At 62.6% G+C, this 15782-nt stretch carries 13 protein-coding genes; all 13 read left to right on the plus strand.

The window, feature by feature from the left end:
* Positions 1-142 precede the first annotated feature (142 nt).
* Positions 143-2026 (plus strand): polysaccharide biosynthesis protein, encoded by a 1884-nt coding sequence (locus tag AB4Z02_RS04170; protein ID WP_441969543.1) that lies wholly within the window; start codon positions 143-145, stop codon positions 2024-2026.
* On the plus strand, positions 2023-2991 hold the full coding sequence (locus AB4Z02_RS04175) for a hypothetical protein (protein ID WP_441969515.1): 969 nt from the start codon (positions 2023-2025) through the stop codon (positions 2989-2991). Before AB4Z02_RS04170 ends, AB4Z02_RS04175 begins: the two co-directional genes overlap by 4 nt.
* Positions 2988-4229 (plus strand): glycosyltransferase family 4 protein, encoded by a 1242-nt coding sequence (locus AB4Z02_RS04180; protein ID WP_441969517.1) that lies wholly within the window; start codon positions 2988-2990, stop codon positions 4227-4229. Before AB4Z02_RS04175 ends, AB4Z02_RS04180 begins: the two co-directional genes overlap by 4 nt.
* Positions 4226-5200, plus strand: coding sequence for an NAD-dependent epimerase/dehydratase family protein (locus AB4Z02_RS04185; RefSeq protein WP_441969519.1), 975 nt, complete (start codon positions 4226-4228; stop codon positions 5198-5200). The genes AB4Z02_RS04180 and AB4Z02_RS04185 overlap by 4 nt, the downstream gene beginning before the upstream one ends.
* Positions 5197-6225, plus strand: coding sequence for a polysaccharide biosynthesis protein (locus AB4Z02_RS04190; protein ID WP_441969521.1), 1029 nt, complete (start codon positions 5197-5199; stop codon positions 6223-6225). Before AB4Z02_RS04185 ends, AB4Z02_RS04190 begins: the two co-directional genes overlap by 4 nt.
* Positions 6222-7331 (plus strand): polysaccharide biosynthesis C-terminal domain-containing protein, encoded by a 1110-nt coding sequence (locus AB4Z02_RS04195; protein ID WP_441969523.1) that lies wholly within the window; start codon positions 6222-6224, stop codon positions 7329-7331. Before AB4Z02_RS04190 ends, AB4Z02_RS04195 begins: the two co-directional genes overlap by 4 nt.
* Positions 7328-8443 carry a non-hydrolyzing UDP-N-acetylglucosamine 2-epimerase gene (gene wecB / locus AB4Z02_RS04200; RefSeq protein WP_441969525.1) on the plus strand — a complete coding sequence of 372 codons (1116 nt, stop codon included), beginning with the start codon at positions 7328-7330 and terminating at the stop codon, positions 8441-8443. The genes AB4Z02_RS04195 and wecB overlap by 4 nt, the downstream gene beginning before the upstream one ends.
* 491 nt (positions 8444-8934) lie before the next feature.
* Positions 8935-9420 (plus strand): glycosyltransferase, encoded by a 486-nt coding sequence (locus tag AB4Z02_RS04205; RefSeq protein WP_441969527.1) that lies wholly within the window; start codon positions 8935-8937, stop codon positions 9418-9420.
* Complete coding sequence (locus tag AB4Z02_RS04210) at positions 9417-10322, plus strand: glycosyltransferase family 2 protein (RefSeq protein ID WP_441969529.1); 906 nt, start codon at positions 9417-9419, stop codon at positions 10320-10322. The genes AB4Z02_RS04205 and AB4Z02_RS04210 overlap by 4 nt, the downstream gene beginning before the upstream one ends.
* Positions 10323-10347: 25 nt before the next feature.
* Positions 10348-11553 carry a glycosyltransferase family 4 protein gene (locus AB4Z02_RS04215; RefSeq protein ID WP_441969531.1) on the plus strand — a complete coding sequence of 402 codons (1206 nt, stop codon included), beginning with the start codon at positions 10348-10350 and terminating at the stop codon, positions 11551-11553.
* Positions 11554-11740: 187 nt separating this feature from the next.
* Positions 11741-13132 carry a hypothetical protein gene (locus AB4Z02_RS04220; protein ID WP_441969533.1) on the plus strand — a complete coding sequence of 464 codons (1392 nt, stop codon included), beginning with the start codon at positions 11741-11743 and terminating at the stop codon, positions 13130-13132.
* Positions 13133-13152: 20 nt separating this feature from the next.
* On the plus strand, positions 13153-14106 hold the full coding sequence (locus AB4Z02_RS04225; protein WP_441969535.1) for a CgeB family protein: 954 nt from the start codon (positions 13153-13155) through the stop codon (positions 14104-14106).
* Between the two features lie 19 nt (positions 14107-14125).
* Entirely contained in the window at positions 14126-15385 is a 1260-nt protein-coding gene (locus AB4Z02_RS04230; protein WP_441969545.1) for a lipopolysaccharide biosynthesis protein, read from the plus strand.
* Positions 15386-15782 lie beyond the last annotated feature (397 nt).

The raw sequence follows: 15782 nt of genomic DNA on the forward strand, positions 1-15782 counted from the left end.
TGCTTGCACCGACCCTCGTCCGTTCGGTTGATTTTTGGCGCCCCTCGGGCCGGGTCGTCCGGTTAGGCAGTGCTTGACCTGCGGCTTTGCCACGGTGGCCGGTGTCCAGTCCTTGACGACGCGTCGCCTCAGGCCACTGGACATGACCTACACTCATGCGGGCATTCGGCGCCGAACGGACATAGGGAGAACGCTGGTGGGAAGCGGGGGGAGCACTCGACGGCAGCGCGTGCACCGTTGGGTGTGGGCGGTCGTCGACGTTGTCGTGTGGGTTGGCGCCATCCTGGGTGCGGCGTGGCTGCGCTACGACTTCTCGACGGCTCCGGTACTCACACGTGGAATCGGCCTTGCGTGCGCGATCGCTGTAGGGGTGCACCTCGTGGTCGGCGCGGTGGTGGGGCCGTATGCCGTGGGCCACGACCGCGGCTCTTTCGAGGAGACCCGCGACGTGGGCCGAACCGTGCTCCTGACGATGATCGCGTTGGTCCTCGTGACGTTCTCGCGCCACTTAGTGGACGGCGTGCCGCGCAGCTTGCCCATCACAGCTGGCGCGTTCGCCATGGTGGGGATGTTCGCCACTCGGTTCATCCTCCGCTCGTGGCGGTCTCGTCGCCAGGACGCCGAGGGTGAGGAGAAGAAGGTCATCGTCTTCGGCGCCGGCGAGGCGGGCCAGCGCCTCACCCGCAGCCTCATCCGCGACCCACACAGCGGCTTTCACCCCGTCGCGCTGCTCGACGACGACCGTGCGAAGGCGCGGCTGCGCATGGAGGGCATTCGGGTCCGCGGCACCCGCAAGGAGATGGCCCACGTCGCGGACAAGTACGACGCCAGCGTCCTGATCATCGCTCTGCCCCTCGCCGAGGCCAGCACCATCCGTGAGATCACCGAGCTGGCGACCGACGCCGGGCTCGATGTCATGGTCCTGCCCAAGATCAGCGAGATCATCGGCGGCCGCCCCACCGCTGGCGACCTGCGCGACGTCAATGTTGCCGACCTCCTCGGCCGCCGACCCGTCGAGCTCGACATGGCTGCGATCGCCGACCAGATCGCGGGCAAGAAGGTGCTGGTCACCGGCGCCGGCGGCTCGATCGGCTCGGAGCTGTGCCGCCAGATCGCCCGTTTCGGGCCAGACAAGCTCTACCTCCTCGACCGTGACGAGTCCGGTCTGCAGGCCACCCAGATGAGCCTCGACGGCCATGGGCTGCTCGACAGCGACCAGATCATCCTGGGCAACATCCGGGACATCGAGACGATGGAGCACGTCTTCTCGACGACCAAGCCCGACATCGTCTTCCATGCGGCCGCGCTCAAGCACCTCCCCCTGCTCGAGTCCTTCCCGCTAGAGGCTTGGAAGACCAACGTGCTGGGCACCTTGAACGTGCTCACGGCGGCCGCGAATGTGGGGGTCGGCACCTTCGTCAACATCTCGACCGACAAGGCCGCAAACCCCAGCTGCGTGCTCGGCTACAGCAAGCGAGTGGCTGAACGGCTCACCGCCGACTTCGCGGCTCGCTTCCCCGGTCAGTACGTCTCGGTGCGGTTCGGCAACGTATTGGGCTCTCGCGGGTCTGTCGTACACGCCTTCACGGCCCAGATCGAGCGTGGCGGGCCTGTCACGGTCACCCATCCTGACGTCGAGCGCTACTTCATGCTCATCCCCGAGGCCTGCCAGCTCGTGCTCCAAGCGTCGACCATCGGCTCGGACGGCGAAGTCATGGTGCTGGAGATGGGCGAGCAGGTGAAGATCGTCGACGTCGCGCACACCCTCATCCGCATGTCTGGCCGCAGGGACATCGAGATCGTCTACACAGGACTTCGCCCGGGCGAGAAGCTCGGCGAGGAGCTGTTCTCCCCGCATGAGGAGCGCAAGCAGACCTCGCACGAGCTCGTCTACAGCGTTGCGGTTCCCGACATCGGGTCCGACTGGGTGCGGCGCGAATCCCTCACCACACATGACCGCGCAGCCGCTTGGATGCGCAACGAAGCCACCGTCGACCAGCCAGAGGACACGAGAGTCAGCGCGTGACCCCGTTCCTGCTTAGCCTGTTCGTGACGCTCGGTGCGGCGCCAGCCGTGCGCTCGCTTCTTTTGCGCGGAGGCATCCTCGACGTTCCCAACCATCGCTCATCGCACGTCCTTCCGACCCCTCGCGGTGGCGGGCTGGCCTGCCTGCTGGGCGTGGTTGTCGCACTCGCTTCTGCTCAGGCCTTGGGTGTACGCGTGCCTTGGCTGGCCGCAGTTGCAGCCATCGCTCTAGGGGCCATCGGTTTCGCTGACGATCGAGCTGGGCTGTCCCCCGTTGTGCGCCTCAGTGGTCAAGTGGCCGGCGGCCTCCTCATGGGTGTTGCCGCGGGGGGCGGGTGGCTCCTCGTTGCGGGTGCTGTCATCACACCCGTCGTGGTCAACATCGTCAATTTCATGGATGGCATCAACGGCATCACCAGCCTGAGCGTCGGTGTGTGGGGAGCCACAGCTTGGCTGCTCGGCGTCTCGGTTGGCGCCGAGCCCCTTTGGGTCCTCGGCGCTGCCACTGCCGGCGCTGCACTCGGCTTCCTCCCGTGGAATGCGCCCACCGCGCGACTCTTCCTCGGCGACGTCGGCAGCTACCTCTTTGGCGGCCTCGTCGCCGCAGGGATCGTTGTCGGTCTTGAGACCGAAGCGTCTCCATTGGTGTTGACTGCCCCTCTGGCCCTTTACCTGGCGGACACTGGCACCGTCCTGGTTCGACGTGCTGCCCGAGCGGCGCCGCTTATGGAAGCCCACTGTGAACACGCCTACCAGCGCCTCACGAGCGTGGTTCGGCTTCCGCACATCGCGGTGGCCCTACTGGTGGCAGGCATGGCTTCCGTTGTGACCGCCGCGTGGGCGCTTCTTGCCTGGGAGGCCGCTCTGCTCGTGACCGCTGTTGTATGCATCGCATTTGTCCTCTCCCCCTCTGTCGGTCGTGGACGAGCAACTGACAAGACGCCTGCCCTGAGGACGACTCGATGAAGATAGCGATGGTGACCCAGTGGTACGACCCGGAGGGCAGCTCTGCTGCCTTACCTGGCGTCATCTCCCGTGCGTTGCAGCGGGAGGGACACGAGGTCCATGTCCTTACCGGCTTCCCCAACTACCCGACCGGCACCCTGCTGCCCGGCTACCGCGTGCGTCCATACATGCGGGAGGTCATCAAGGGCGTCACCATCCACCGGGCGCCGCTCTACCCCAGCCACGATTCCCGAGCCTCACGCCGAGCCATTAACTACCTCAGTTTCGCCGCCGGGGCAGCAGCAGTCGCCGTGACACGGCTTCCCAAGGTCGACGCCGTGCTGGTGCATGGAACCCCTGCGACCGCGGCCGTCCCCGCACTTGCCCTTAAGGCGCTCCGAGGAACACCCTTCGTGTTCCATGTGCAGGACCTCTGGCCGCAGACGGTGGTCAATGCCGGCTTCTTGACGGGCGGAACGTCACGGTTGGAGCGCGTCCTCCACCGTTACTGCGATTTGGTCTACGAACGCGCTTCGACCGTGGCCGTCATCGCTCCTGGCATGGTGGAACAGATCACGCAGCGTGGTGTGTCGGACGACAAGCTAGAGATCGTGCCGAACTGGGCGGACGAAGCGGTCTTCCGACCGGCAGAGAAGAACAAGAACCTCGCCGAGAGTCTTGGCCTCGATCGCCCCTTCACCGTGATGTATGCCGGCATCTTCGGTAGGTATCAGAACCTTGGTGTGCTGCTCGACGCAGCGCGAGAGCTGCAGCATCGACGTGACATCGGCTTTGCCCTCGTTGGCGGCGGAGTGGAGGAACGGCGCCTACGCGAGCGTGTAGCGGCGGAGCGGCTTGACAACGTGCGCTTCGTGCCTATGCAACCATTCGACCAAATGACCGACGTGTTGGCGTTGGGAGACGCCCAATTGGTGAGTCTGCAAGACCTTCCACTCTTCCGCTCCACCCTGCCCAGCAAGCTTCAGGCCACCCTGGCCGCCGGGCGCCCCATCATCGGCGCTGTAGTGGGCAACGCGGCGGCGGTCATCCGGGAGTCGAGGGGTGGGATCACGGTCACACCGGGTTCGACGAGCGAGATGGTTGAGGCAATTGCGACCTTGGCCGGGATGGACTCGAGCGAGCGGGAGCTGCTCGGCGAACGCGGCCGCGCCTACTACCTCGACAACTTCAGCGAGAAGGTCGCCGTCGAGCGTATGACGGGACTCCTGGAGCGTGCCGCTGAGGGCCACAAGCGATGAGTGCCGTCAAGCGCGTAGCAGTGATCGGCGCCAGTGGCTTTGTGGGCTCTCACGTGATCCACGCTCTACGCAACGACGGCCACAGCGCGATCCCCATGAAGGCCCCGCGCCTGTCAGCCATGCCACCCGGGCAGGCACGCTCCTTCGTGGAGACCACAGAGTTGGTCGCACAGCTCGCTAGCGACCTTGCCGACTTCGACGCAGTCGTCAACGCGGCCGGTAACCCGGATGCGTCCCACCGCGACACTGATTCTCTTACCGCAGCCAACGGTGTCCTACCTGGCGTCCTCGCAGCTGCGGTCGCACAAGCCGACAGTCCTGCCCGCCTCGTGCATGTCAGCAGCGCGGTGGTGCAGGGTCGGCTTCCGGTCCTCGACGCGTCGACGGCCACGCAACCCTTCTCGGCCTACGCAAGTTCCAAAGTGCTCGGTGAAGACCTCATCCGCGAGCTCGCGCCTCACCACGGCGTGATTTACCGTCCGCCGAGTGTGCACGCCGCGGACCGCCGGGTGACACGGATGACCGGACGGATCGCTCGCTCCCCCTTTGCTACCGTGGCGCGCCCTGGTTCCGCACCAACTCCCCAGGCGTTGGCCGCCAATGTCGGTTCGGCGATCGCCTTCCTGGCTACGGTTGAGCAGACGCCGCCACAGATCGTCGCGCACCCTTGGGAGGGCCTTAGTACGGCGAGCCTCATGGAGGCTCTAGGTGGACGCCCTCCGCGCGAGGTACCGCGGCCACTGGCCAAGGCGATCGTCAACCTGCTCGAGACGACCGGTCGCGCTCTTCCCCGGCTGTCTGCCAACGCACGCAGGATCGAGATGCTGTGGTTCGGACAGCCCCAAGCGCGCAGTTGGCTGACAGAAGCGGGCTGGCAGCCTGCTGCCGGGGTGCCCGAGTGGGAGGCGCTCGGGCGCCAATTGACTGAGGAGTATCAGCACATCAACACGAGAGAGGGAGTCAGCACGTGACTTCGATTCAAGGGGCCACGATTGCCATCACCGGAGGCACCGGGTCTTTCGGGTCGACCATGGTCCGTCACCTGTTGGCGCGTGACGTTGCAGCCATCCACATCCTGTCTCGCGACGAGGCCAAGCAAGACGAGATGCGAAAGCGCTTCTCTGACTCGCGGCTTCGCTTCTTCCTTGGGGACGTGCGAGACCGTGAAAGTGTGGCCCAGGCATTCGTAGACACGGACTTCGTCTTTCACGCTGCGGCTCTCAAACAGGTGCCGTCGTGCGAGTTCTTCCCCGAGCAGGCGGTCAAGACGAACGTCACGGGAAGCCACAACGTCATCGAGGCGGCCGCGGCTGCCGGTGTGAGGTCAGTGGTGTGCCTGAGCACCGACAAGGCCGTGTACCCCGTGAACGCTATGGGGATGTCAAAGGCCCTGATGGAGAAGACTGCGCAGGCCTTCGCTCGGAACCATCCCAACTCTAAGACCGTGGTCTCCGTGACCCGCTACGGGAACGTCATGTATTCGCGCGGCTCGGTGATCCCGTTGTTCGTGCGTCAAGCCGAACAGGGCGAGCCCCTCACGATCACGGAACCCAGCATGACCCGATTCCTCATGTCGCTTCAGGAGTCGGTCGATCTGGTGGAGCACGCATTCCTCCACGCCGAGCCAGGGGACCTTTTCGTGCGCAAAGCTCCCGCTTCGACGGTGAGCGTGCTGGCCCAGGCTGTCGCGGAGCTCATGGGCGAGGCGTCGCCCGACATCCGCGTCATCGGCACCCGGCACGGCGAGAAGCTGCACGAAACCCTTTTGAGCCGTGAGGAGATGGTCAAGGCGAGTGACCAAGGCGACTACTTCCGTGTTCCGCTGGATGCCCGCTCGCTGGAGTACGAGCTGTATTTCGAAGAGGGCGAGCGTGAAGTCGCCGCGATAGAGGACTACACGTCCGAGAACACGACACGTCTTGACGTCGCCAGCACCAAGGAGCTCCTCCTGCAGTTGCCGGAGATGCAAAAACTTGTGGGGATGGCGCTGGCATGAAAATCGTCCTGACCGGAGCCGCCGGCTTCCTGGGCTGGCACACCAGGGTCCGCCTGGCTGCCTTGACCGATCATGAGGTCGTTCCGCTCACCCGGGACAACTGGTCAAACCTAGCTGCCGAAGTGCAGGCTGCGGATGCCGTCATCCACATCGCCGGAGTAAACCGAGGCGAGGCTTCGGAGGTCGAGCGTGGCAACTTGGCACTCGGCGAGGCGGTCTCTGACGCGGTTGCTCGGGCGGGACGCCCAGTCCCCATCGTCTATGCGAACTCGATTCAGGGTGGCAACGACACTCCCTACGGAGTGGGTAAGGCAGCCGCCCGCGCTCTTCTCGCGCAAGCCGCCGCCGATGCGGGGGCCACCTTCACCGACGTGGTGCTCCCGAATCTGTTCGGCGAGCACGGCGCCCCGGGTTACAACTCCTTCGTCGCTACCTTCGTCGACGCGGTCGCGTTCGGGGCGGTGCCCCAAATCAACGATCGTGAGGTCGAGCTCCTCCATGCCCAGACCGCTGCCCAACACCTCATCGATGGTCTCTCCGACGTAGGAAGCACGGTCAGGCCCCCGGGCTCGATGTCGACTGTTCAGGGTGTCTACGACCAACTTCGCGGCTTCCATGATCTTTACAGCAGTGGCGAATTCCCGGACCTGAGGGCCGCCTTCACTGTCGATCTGTTCAACACCTACCGAGCGGCGCTCTTCCCGCGCCACTATCCGTTCGAGCTGACTACGCACAGTGACGATCGCGGACGTCTAGTGGAGACGGTGCGCTCGCACGGAGGACAGGGCCAGACGTTCGTCTCCACAACTAGACCCGGTGTCACGCGGGGCGAGCACTACCACCTGAGCAAGGTCGAGCGGTTCGTGGTGCTCAGTGGCGAGGCTCGCATCTGCTTGCGGCGGATGTTCACGGATGAAGTTGTGAGCTTCGATGTGAGTGGATCTTCCCCCTCGGTTGTCGACATGCCCACCATGTGGGTGCACAACATCACCAACACCGGTGACACCGAGCTCACGACGCTCTTCTGGACGCATTCTCTATTCGACCCCCAGAACCCCGACACCTACTGGGAGCCGGTCTCCCTCGCTGAGAAGGTTGCTCCGTGACGAAAGTAATGACGATTGTCGGCACGCGTCCCGAAATCATCCGGCTGTCTCGGGTGATGGCACGCCTCGACGAAACTGTCGATCATGTCCTGGTCCACACCGGGCAAAACTATGACTACGAACTGAACGGCATCTTCTTCGACGAACTGGGCATCAGGAAGCCGGACCATTTTCTTGACGTCGACACGTCTAGCCTTGGCCGTGTACTCGGCGAGACCCTCATCAAGACCGAGGAAGTGCTGCGCGAAGAACGACCGGACGCCGTACTAGTGCTAGGCGACACGAACAGTTGCGTGGCGGCCATCATGGCAAAGCGTATGCGAATCCCCGTCTACCACATGGAAGCCGGCAACCGGTGCTTTGACGAGAACGTCCCAGAGGAAACAAATCGCCGACTAGTCGATCACGTCGCCGACTTTAACCTGGTCTACACCGAGCATGCTCGTCGGAACCTCTTGGCGGAGGGACTGCACCCGCGGCGGATTCTGCTCACGGGCTCGCCGATGAAGGAGGTGCTGATGCGCCATTTTGAGCAGTTCGCAACCAGTTCTATTCTGGGTGCCCTCAATCTGTCGCCCCAGCGATACCTCCTTGTCTCTGCCCACCGCGAAGAGAACGTCGACAGCCCGAAGCGACTGAATCATCTGCTCGACTGTCTCGTCGCCGCCCACGAGCACTTCGGTCTGCCGGTTCTCGTCTCGACTCATCCCAGGACTCGCAAGCGCATTGATGCTTTGGGTCGCAGACTCACCGATAGCATCACTTTTCACAAGCCTCTCGGATTCATCGACTATGTGCGGCTTCAGCAAGATGCGTTCTGCGTTCTCTCAGACAGCGGCACTATCAGCGAGGAGTCATCCCTCCTGAACTTCCCCGCGGTAACCCTTCGTGACTCCATCGAACGTCCCGAGGCGCTCGACACCGGAGCAATCATCATGACAGGCTTGGATCCATCAAACGTCATAGAGGGGATTGGATCCGCAGTCAAGGACGGCAGTTCTGGCGACAGAGAACTCCCCGACGACTACGCGATCCCTAACTGCTCCCAGCGAGTCGTCAACTTCATCATTTCTACGCATCGACGACATGCGTTCTGGGCGGGGCTTCGCTGATGAGTACCCCTAAGCGCCACTCGATCGCCGTGGATGTAGCTGGAGCGCGTGTCGGCGGCGCAGCCACGTACCTTCGCGAGCTCGAAAGATACCTCGCTTCCACCCACGACGTCCCCATCCGCATTATCGGAAAGGGGCGACCCTTCAACCCTGGATGGCTTGCTTATCGAGAAATCGCCGCAAGGTCTAGCGAAACGCGCATTGCGCTCAACAATGTCAGTTTCGCATTTGGTGCAGACAATGTAACCCTCTTAGGCAATGCTCTGCACTTCGCCGACGAGCGCGAACTCATCCAACTATCCTACACACCCAGTCCAACTCTCCGCGTCCAAGGCGCTATCGCCCGGAAGGCCGCCAAACGCTCTAGGCTATTGGTGGCCCCATGTCAGGCGATGGCGGACCGAGTTGTGGCGGCGTGCCCTGAAGTCTCTGATCGCGTGTCCGTCCGCGCGCACCCGCTGAGCAAAGCCCCCTGGGCGAATGGGCGCGTCGTGGAAAACAACGACATCTTGCTTCCGGTCCTGAACGCCCCCTACAAGCAGCTAGACTTTCATGCCCATAAGATCTTAGACGCCATGGATTCGCTATGCTTGCCCAGTCAACTGATCATCACTTCTGATCCTGACACATTCCCTGCACAAGTGAGGAACCATCCTAGGGCAAGATTCGTCGGACCCTTGGATCATGAACACTTGCAGACCTACTGGGCTGAGTCGCGAGCCATTTACTTCCCCACACGCTTGGAATCCTTCGGCTATCCATTGGCCGAGGCGCGCGTCAACGGACTCCCGATCATCGCACCCGATACTCAGCAAAGTCGAGAGATCGCGGGTCCAGCATTGAAGGGATATCTGGCAACGGATCCACGGTCGTTAGTTCGTGCAGTGGAGGCAGCACTTACCGAAACGGTGCTGCCTGACCCAGAACCGTTCAACCCCAAAAAGTACTTCGACTGGCTGTTGGGGGTTGCCCCATGAGTGCTCCCTTCCCCTCTCCTTACTCCACGGACACGTCGCCCATCGCGGCCGCTACCGTCCCTGTCTCTGTCATCGTCCTGACTCTCGACGAAGAAGCAAATATTGCTCGTTGCCTCGCATCGCTGGCTTGGGCCTCCCAGGTTGTGGTGGTCGATTCGGGCTCCAATGATCGAACGGTCGAAATCGCGCGGACACACGGTGCAACCATAATCGAAACCCATTGGCGCGGATTCGGTCAGCAGCGGGAATACGCCATGAGGCTGGCGGAACTGAAACATCAATGGATCTATGTGGTCGATGCCGACGAGTGGGTGTCAGAGAACCTGGCTGCGGAGATCGCCGACACGCTCAAGCGCCCCGAACATGCTGCATACTGGCAGTATTTCCGGCTTGTCTTCCAGGGACGTTGGATAGCTCATTGCGGTTGGTACCCAAGCGCACGCTCAATTCGGCTGATGGACCGAGGGCGATGCGGATACTCAACCGAGGTATTCTCTGAGCATCCTGTGGTGAATGGACCAATGGGCCGCCTGCACGAAGACATCATTGACCACGACCTCAAGGGACTGGCTGCTTGGACAAGGAAACATGTTCGCTACGCCGAACTGGAAGCCAAGAGGAGGGAAGACAGGGCCCCCCGAGTACGAATGCCGCATGAATCTCGACTGAGGTTCTTTCTCAAGGATCGGGTTGCACCTCGAATACCCTTCAGGCCCTTGGCTACATTCCTGTACATGTATATCCTCCGCGGCGGCTTTCGGGACGGTCGGCAAGGGCTCCTCTTTTGTTCTTTGCACGCGTGGTTCCAGATGCTTGTCCAAGCGCTTATGCGCGAGCGGGAACAGGCATCAGTGCCAGCGAGCGCTACAAATGCAAGGACGCAACATCATGCCGCGTACTAAAAGAATGGTTCATCGACCGCTTCGCATGGCGCTGTTAACGCACGGCTATGGATGCGGTGGAGGTGTAGACACAGTGGCCAGTTGGCTCAGAACTGGAATAGGGACTGCCGGACATGAGGTCGATGTCTATGACTTGGCAACCGCTAGGAACGACCCTCGAAGCAAGCTCATTCTGCAGCCCCGGTCGTGGAAATCCTCACTCGTGGAACGCGATGCCAGCGACTCCCAGCTCTATCACGTGGGGGCAGTGGGCGGAGAGGTCGAACCACTTCGCTACCTCCCCCGAAGGGAGCTGACAGCTCGGCTGTCGACCTATGACATCGTCCAAGTGGTCAGCGGGAGCCCCGCCTTCGCACTTCCAGCCGTGGAGGCCGGCGTTCCCATCGTGATACAGGCAGCTACCACTGTGTCTTGGGAACGGGAGGCCCTGATCGCGAGCAAGACAGGCCCAACGGGGGCTCTCGTTCGCGCCATGACGCGCGCCGTAGCGAGCCAGGAGAAGAGGTCGCTCAGGAGCGCCGCCGCGGTGATGGTGGAGAACGCGCATATGGCTCAGTACGTGCGTGCCGTGGCTCCAACCACTGACGTTGTGCTTGCCCCGCCGGGCGTTGACGTCTGGCGCTTCAGCCCAAACCGGAAGTCGTGGGACAGAGGCGGCTACCTGCTGTCAGTTTGCCGTCTCAGCGACCCGCGCAAGGGGTTGCATCGGCTTCTTGAGGCTTACTCACTGTTGCGCCGGCTTATGCCGACCTCGCCTGATCTGGTGCTCGCAGGTAGTAACGAGCCGCCCGCCAGTCTGACAGCACTCGCTGCCAGCCTCGGGCTCGCCGACCATGTGCGCTTCATGAGCAACGTATCCGCGGATCGCCTGCCGGACCTATACAGGGGTGCATCGGTATTTCTTCAAACGTCGTACGAGGAGGGCCTCGGGCTGTCGGTGTTGGAAGCGATGGCATCTGGCCTCCCCGTCGTTGCCACCGCCACGGCAGGATCCGAAGAGACCGTCTTGCCGGGGGTCACCGGTTGGCTGATCCCACAGGCAGAGGATGTCCCCCGCCAGTTGGCACTGCGGATCCGCCAGACCCTAAACGATGGGGAATCCATGGCCTTTGCCGCGCGGGATCGTGTTGTGCAACGGTTCGCCTCGGAGGCAACCTTGGGCAAGTTCCTAGACACCTATGGGTCGCTAGCGCTGCGATCCCACGGCATTGAAGTCCAGGCTCGTGGTTAGTCGGCGGCTCGGTCAGCCGGCCGAAGACGGCCCTTGTTTGACCTTGAACGCAGCTCCAGGTGAGCGATCCGATCCACCAGAGTCCCAGAAGGCGGCAGTTCCTCCACTCGTCGCCTTGGGAGTTTTGGTCAGCCTAGCGGTTGCCCTCCTTTCGACATGGCTTGCCGGCGCAGACGAGATGCCCCGCGTGGCGCGGGTCGCCTCGTTATCCCTAGCACTAACGGTTTTGGGTGTCGCGGGCATGAAACTGATGTCGCGGAACGCCGGTGTTGGTGCCGAGCTGAGGGACTTGCGAATGGGACCCTGGATGGGCCTGGGGTTCGCCCTGACCTACGGCCTGGCCACCCTGGTCTGGGCACAACGGGATTTGAACTATGGGGGTCTGGTGGACGCCGGCAGCCTCAAAGCAGGCGCAACGGTCTCAGCCTGTGGTTTCGTTGCGCTCGTCGTGGGCTACTTGACCGCGCCTCGTGCGCTGCGTAGGACCGGAGCTAGAGCCAACGCTCTGATTCGAGGCCGATCATCGTCGTTTCATTGGGGGGTCCGCACCGTTTGGGCGCTCTTCGGAATTGGCTTGGTGGGGGATGCCCTACGACTGCGTTCGGGGAGTCTCGGATTTCTGTCGGATCCGAACGCTGCATTGAGCACTACGTCATCGTTCGGGGCTGCAGCTTCTGCACTGAGTCAGCTGGGAGTGCTTTCGACGCTCGTGGCAGCCTCGCGCCTGTCCGCGACGAAACGCAGCGGAAACTTACTCGCGCTCATCACTGTGGCGGGCACACAGACCGCGATTGGACTCTTCTCCGGATTGAAGGAGGCGGCCATTGTCCAGTTGATCGCGATTGTCATCGGACTCTCTGCAAAACGACGCGTCAACTGGTTGGCAGTAGCAGGAGCTGCCGCTATCACCCTGCTCGTCATCTCACCCTTCGTCTCTGCATACAGGGCTGAAGTCATTAACGGATCGACGAGGCTCTCGGCCACCGAAGTTCTCGAGAACATCGACTTTGCCAATTTGGCACGAGAATCCGTCGCTGGAGGCGGCAGCGACCATTCATCGCCGTTCGACCGCTGGTCGCGCCTCGGGGACGTTTCGATCATTGCCTCTCAGACCCCATGGCCGGTGGCCTACCAGTCCCCCATGGTGCTTGTCGCCGGCCCGCTTCTAGGTGTCATCCCACGGTCGTTGTGGCCCGGGAAGCCAGTGTTGGATGCGGGGTACCAAGTGAATCAGATCTATTACCACATGCCGGCCAGCATCTACTCGTCGGCCGCTGTGACTCCATATGGCGACTTGTACCGGCACGGCGGTCTAGGAGTCGTCTTCGTAGGCATGCTTCTCATGGGATGGGCCGTGCGTTGCCTGGATAGCGTGGTGGATGCCCGGGGAAGTGGCAGCGACCCGCGCCTTCTGTTTCTGCCCCTGCTTCTGCTGCCCACCCTGGTCAAGCAGGAGGTGGATGTGCTCGGCTTGACTGCCTCACTGCCCCTTATGGTCGTCGGCGCGCTGGTCGCATCACGGATCTCTGCGAGTGGCCAAGGCCATCCGCAACGAGTTCTCACCCGGAAGGAATCATGAAGGTACTTGTGGTCGGCCCTATGGAGCCCGACACCTTTGCTGACAATGTGGCGCATTCACTTCGCCTCCTAGGTCATGAGGTGAGAACGGTCGGAGCAGCTAACGCGGTGGCCCGGCCACGTCGCCTGGATGTCGCTGTTTCCCTCGTCTCTGAGCGAGTAGACGCAATTGCACGGCTTCGTCAGTGCCATGTGGCGAAGGCTGCGTCAGAGTTCTTCCCCGAGGTCACCATCACCGTGGACCGGACGCTCGCCCGGTCCACCATTTCGACTCTGAAGAATGGGGGCAGCCGGGTTTATCTCTGGTTTCCCGACGCCGTTTCGAACCTCGGGCTTCATGAGTGTTTTCTTGCCGGCTACGACCGCATCTACCTGAAGAATCCTGTGCTCGCCGAGAGACTTGCGGACATCCAGGGATTGCCCACGCTGTACATGCCCGAGGCCTGCAATCCCGACTGGCACAGCTCTGACGTGGAATACGGGACCAAGCCCTATCTCTCTGTCGTGGGCAACATCCACCCGACGAGGGCCGTTCTACTGCAGCGACTCATCGACGCCGGCGTACCGGTGCGCATCTTTGGTCCTCCAATCCCCGCCTGGCTGGGTCACCCTGAGCTTGCCAAACATCATGCAGGCGAATCTGTGTACCGACAGGACAAAGCGAGGGTATTCCGGGAGTCCACGGCCGTCCTGAACAACCTGCACCCGGCTGAGTTCGGTGGTACAAACTGTCGGCTTTTCGAGGCGACGGCCGCTGGCGCGTTGGTGCTCACTGAAGCCCGCGATGGGTTGGATCGGCTGTTTGAAGTAGGCACGGAAGTTGAGGTCTTCAACAGTTTCGACGATTTGATGGTCCTCTACCGGCGCGCGGATGCGGACGTCGCCTGGGCACGAGAGATCGCCGACGCAGCGGCCAAGCGCAGTCTCTCCGCGCACACCTACGCGCACCGACTCCAGAAGATGCTGGAGGACTGAACGCGTGAAACTCGCAACCATGACTCCCATCACTCGTCGCCTACGGGGCGACGGAACACGTGACCTAGTCGCCCAGACGCTGCTCACAAGTTTTGGAATCATGGGTGCCTCAACTGTCACCGGCATCGTGGCAGCGCGCGCACTTGGCCCCACTGGACGTGGGCATTTCGCTGCGATCATGGCGTGGTTTGGCGTAGCGCTCGTACTGGGCGAGTTAGGTCAGAGTGCCAGCGTCACTTATCACGTGGCCCGGTCTCCGGAACGGGCACGGGAACTCGTGGCTTCGGCACGCCTCATCATGATGGGAGCCAACGTCATCGCAGCGGTGGTTGGATGGGCTTGGGCGAACCAACTGGCCTCGGGAGACAACCAGGTTGCCTGGGCGTATCGAATTGCGTTTGTAGGGCTGCTGATCAACGCGGTATTCGCTCCACTGGTTTACGCCACCCAATCGATCTCCCTCCCACGATGGAACGTGCTGCGGGGCGTCCAGTCGTTGGCGTACCTGGCGGGTGTCGGCCTGCTGGCCCTGCTTTCTTCGCTGAGCCTGCCTGCCCTGTCGGCGGTGTTGGCACTGAGCATGGGCTTTCAAGGTGTTTTGGCGGTGCGCTACGCGCTGCGAACCGGGCTTCACGGAGGCCGCCCAAGCTCTAAGACACTCCGCGATCTGGCTAGTTATGGAACTGCCCAAAGCGCATCAGCCGTGCCAGCTGCGTTCGGGGCGCAAGTTGACAAACTGGTGCTGTCCCGAGTCGCTGAGGCACAGTCTCTTGGGCAGTACGCGGTCGCCGGAAGCATATTGAGTCTTGGCGGCCCGCTCGCAACCGCCGTCGGGAGCGTGGTCTTCCCGCGGATGTCCCGGGGCGACGTAAGCCGCAGTGCAAGGACGACCATCGAACGCCGAGCTCTCCTAGTGACACTTTCGGGTGTCCTTCTTGTCGCGACCGTTATAGCTGCCTTGAGTGAGTGGCTAGTCCCGCTGCTCTTCGGACCTGGCTTCGAGGAAGCGGCCGGCCTGACCTGGTGGTTGATTCCTGTAATTCTGGCATCGTCTGTTGCAGGCGTTGTGGGGGATCTCTTGCGCTCGCGGGGGCGGCCGGGATCTGTGGCGGTCGCTCAGTGGGCGGGAGTGGGTGCTTCGGCTGTTTCGATCCCCGCAGCCACGACCCACTTTGGGCTTGCTGGCACTGCTGTCGCTGCAGGTAGCGGCCAGCTCCTATGTGTGGTCATCTCCTTGGCCGCCCTGGCCCGTAGCAGGAGAGCCGACATCGCGGTCTAGCGAGGTCTTCTAAGCGTTCGGGGTGCACTTGAAGTTGCATCGCGCCATGATCAGAGGCGCAGCGCGAGACGGTAGGCCGAGGACACTGCCTCGGTTACCCCTCCGAGGAGGATCCCATCTCCCATCGGCCCATCACCAGATCTGCGATGGCGCACGCAGCCCGCTGACTTCATGCCTCGGTGAGGCGCGGCGCGCTTGAGGCACCTGAGTGCCCGAGACGCCCACGCAGTCGCCGTCTCCCTCGGACGTCGGCCCGCGAACTTACCGTCCGCGCGGGTTGGTCATGGCCACCGAGCGGTACTGGTGCTGCACCAGTACAGCTCGTGCCGCGAGATCATGCACTACAAGTCGCACGCCCCCATGCCGGCAATCCGACGCTGACCAGCAACGCGGTCAC

It is taken from the genome of Pedococcus sp. 2YAF34, from assembly GCF_052114585.1.
Taxonomy (GTDB): Bacteria; Actinomycetota; Actinomycetes; order Actinomycetales; family Dermatophilaceae; genus Pedococcus.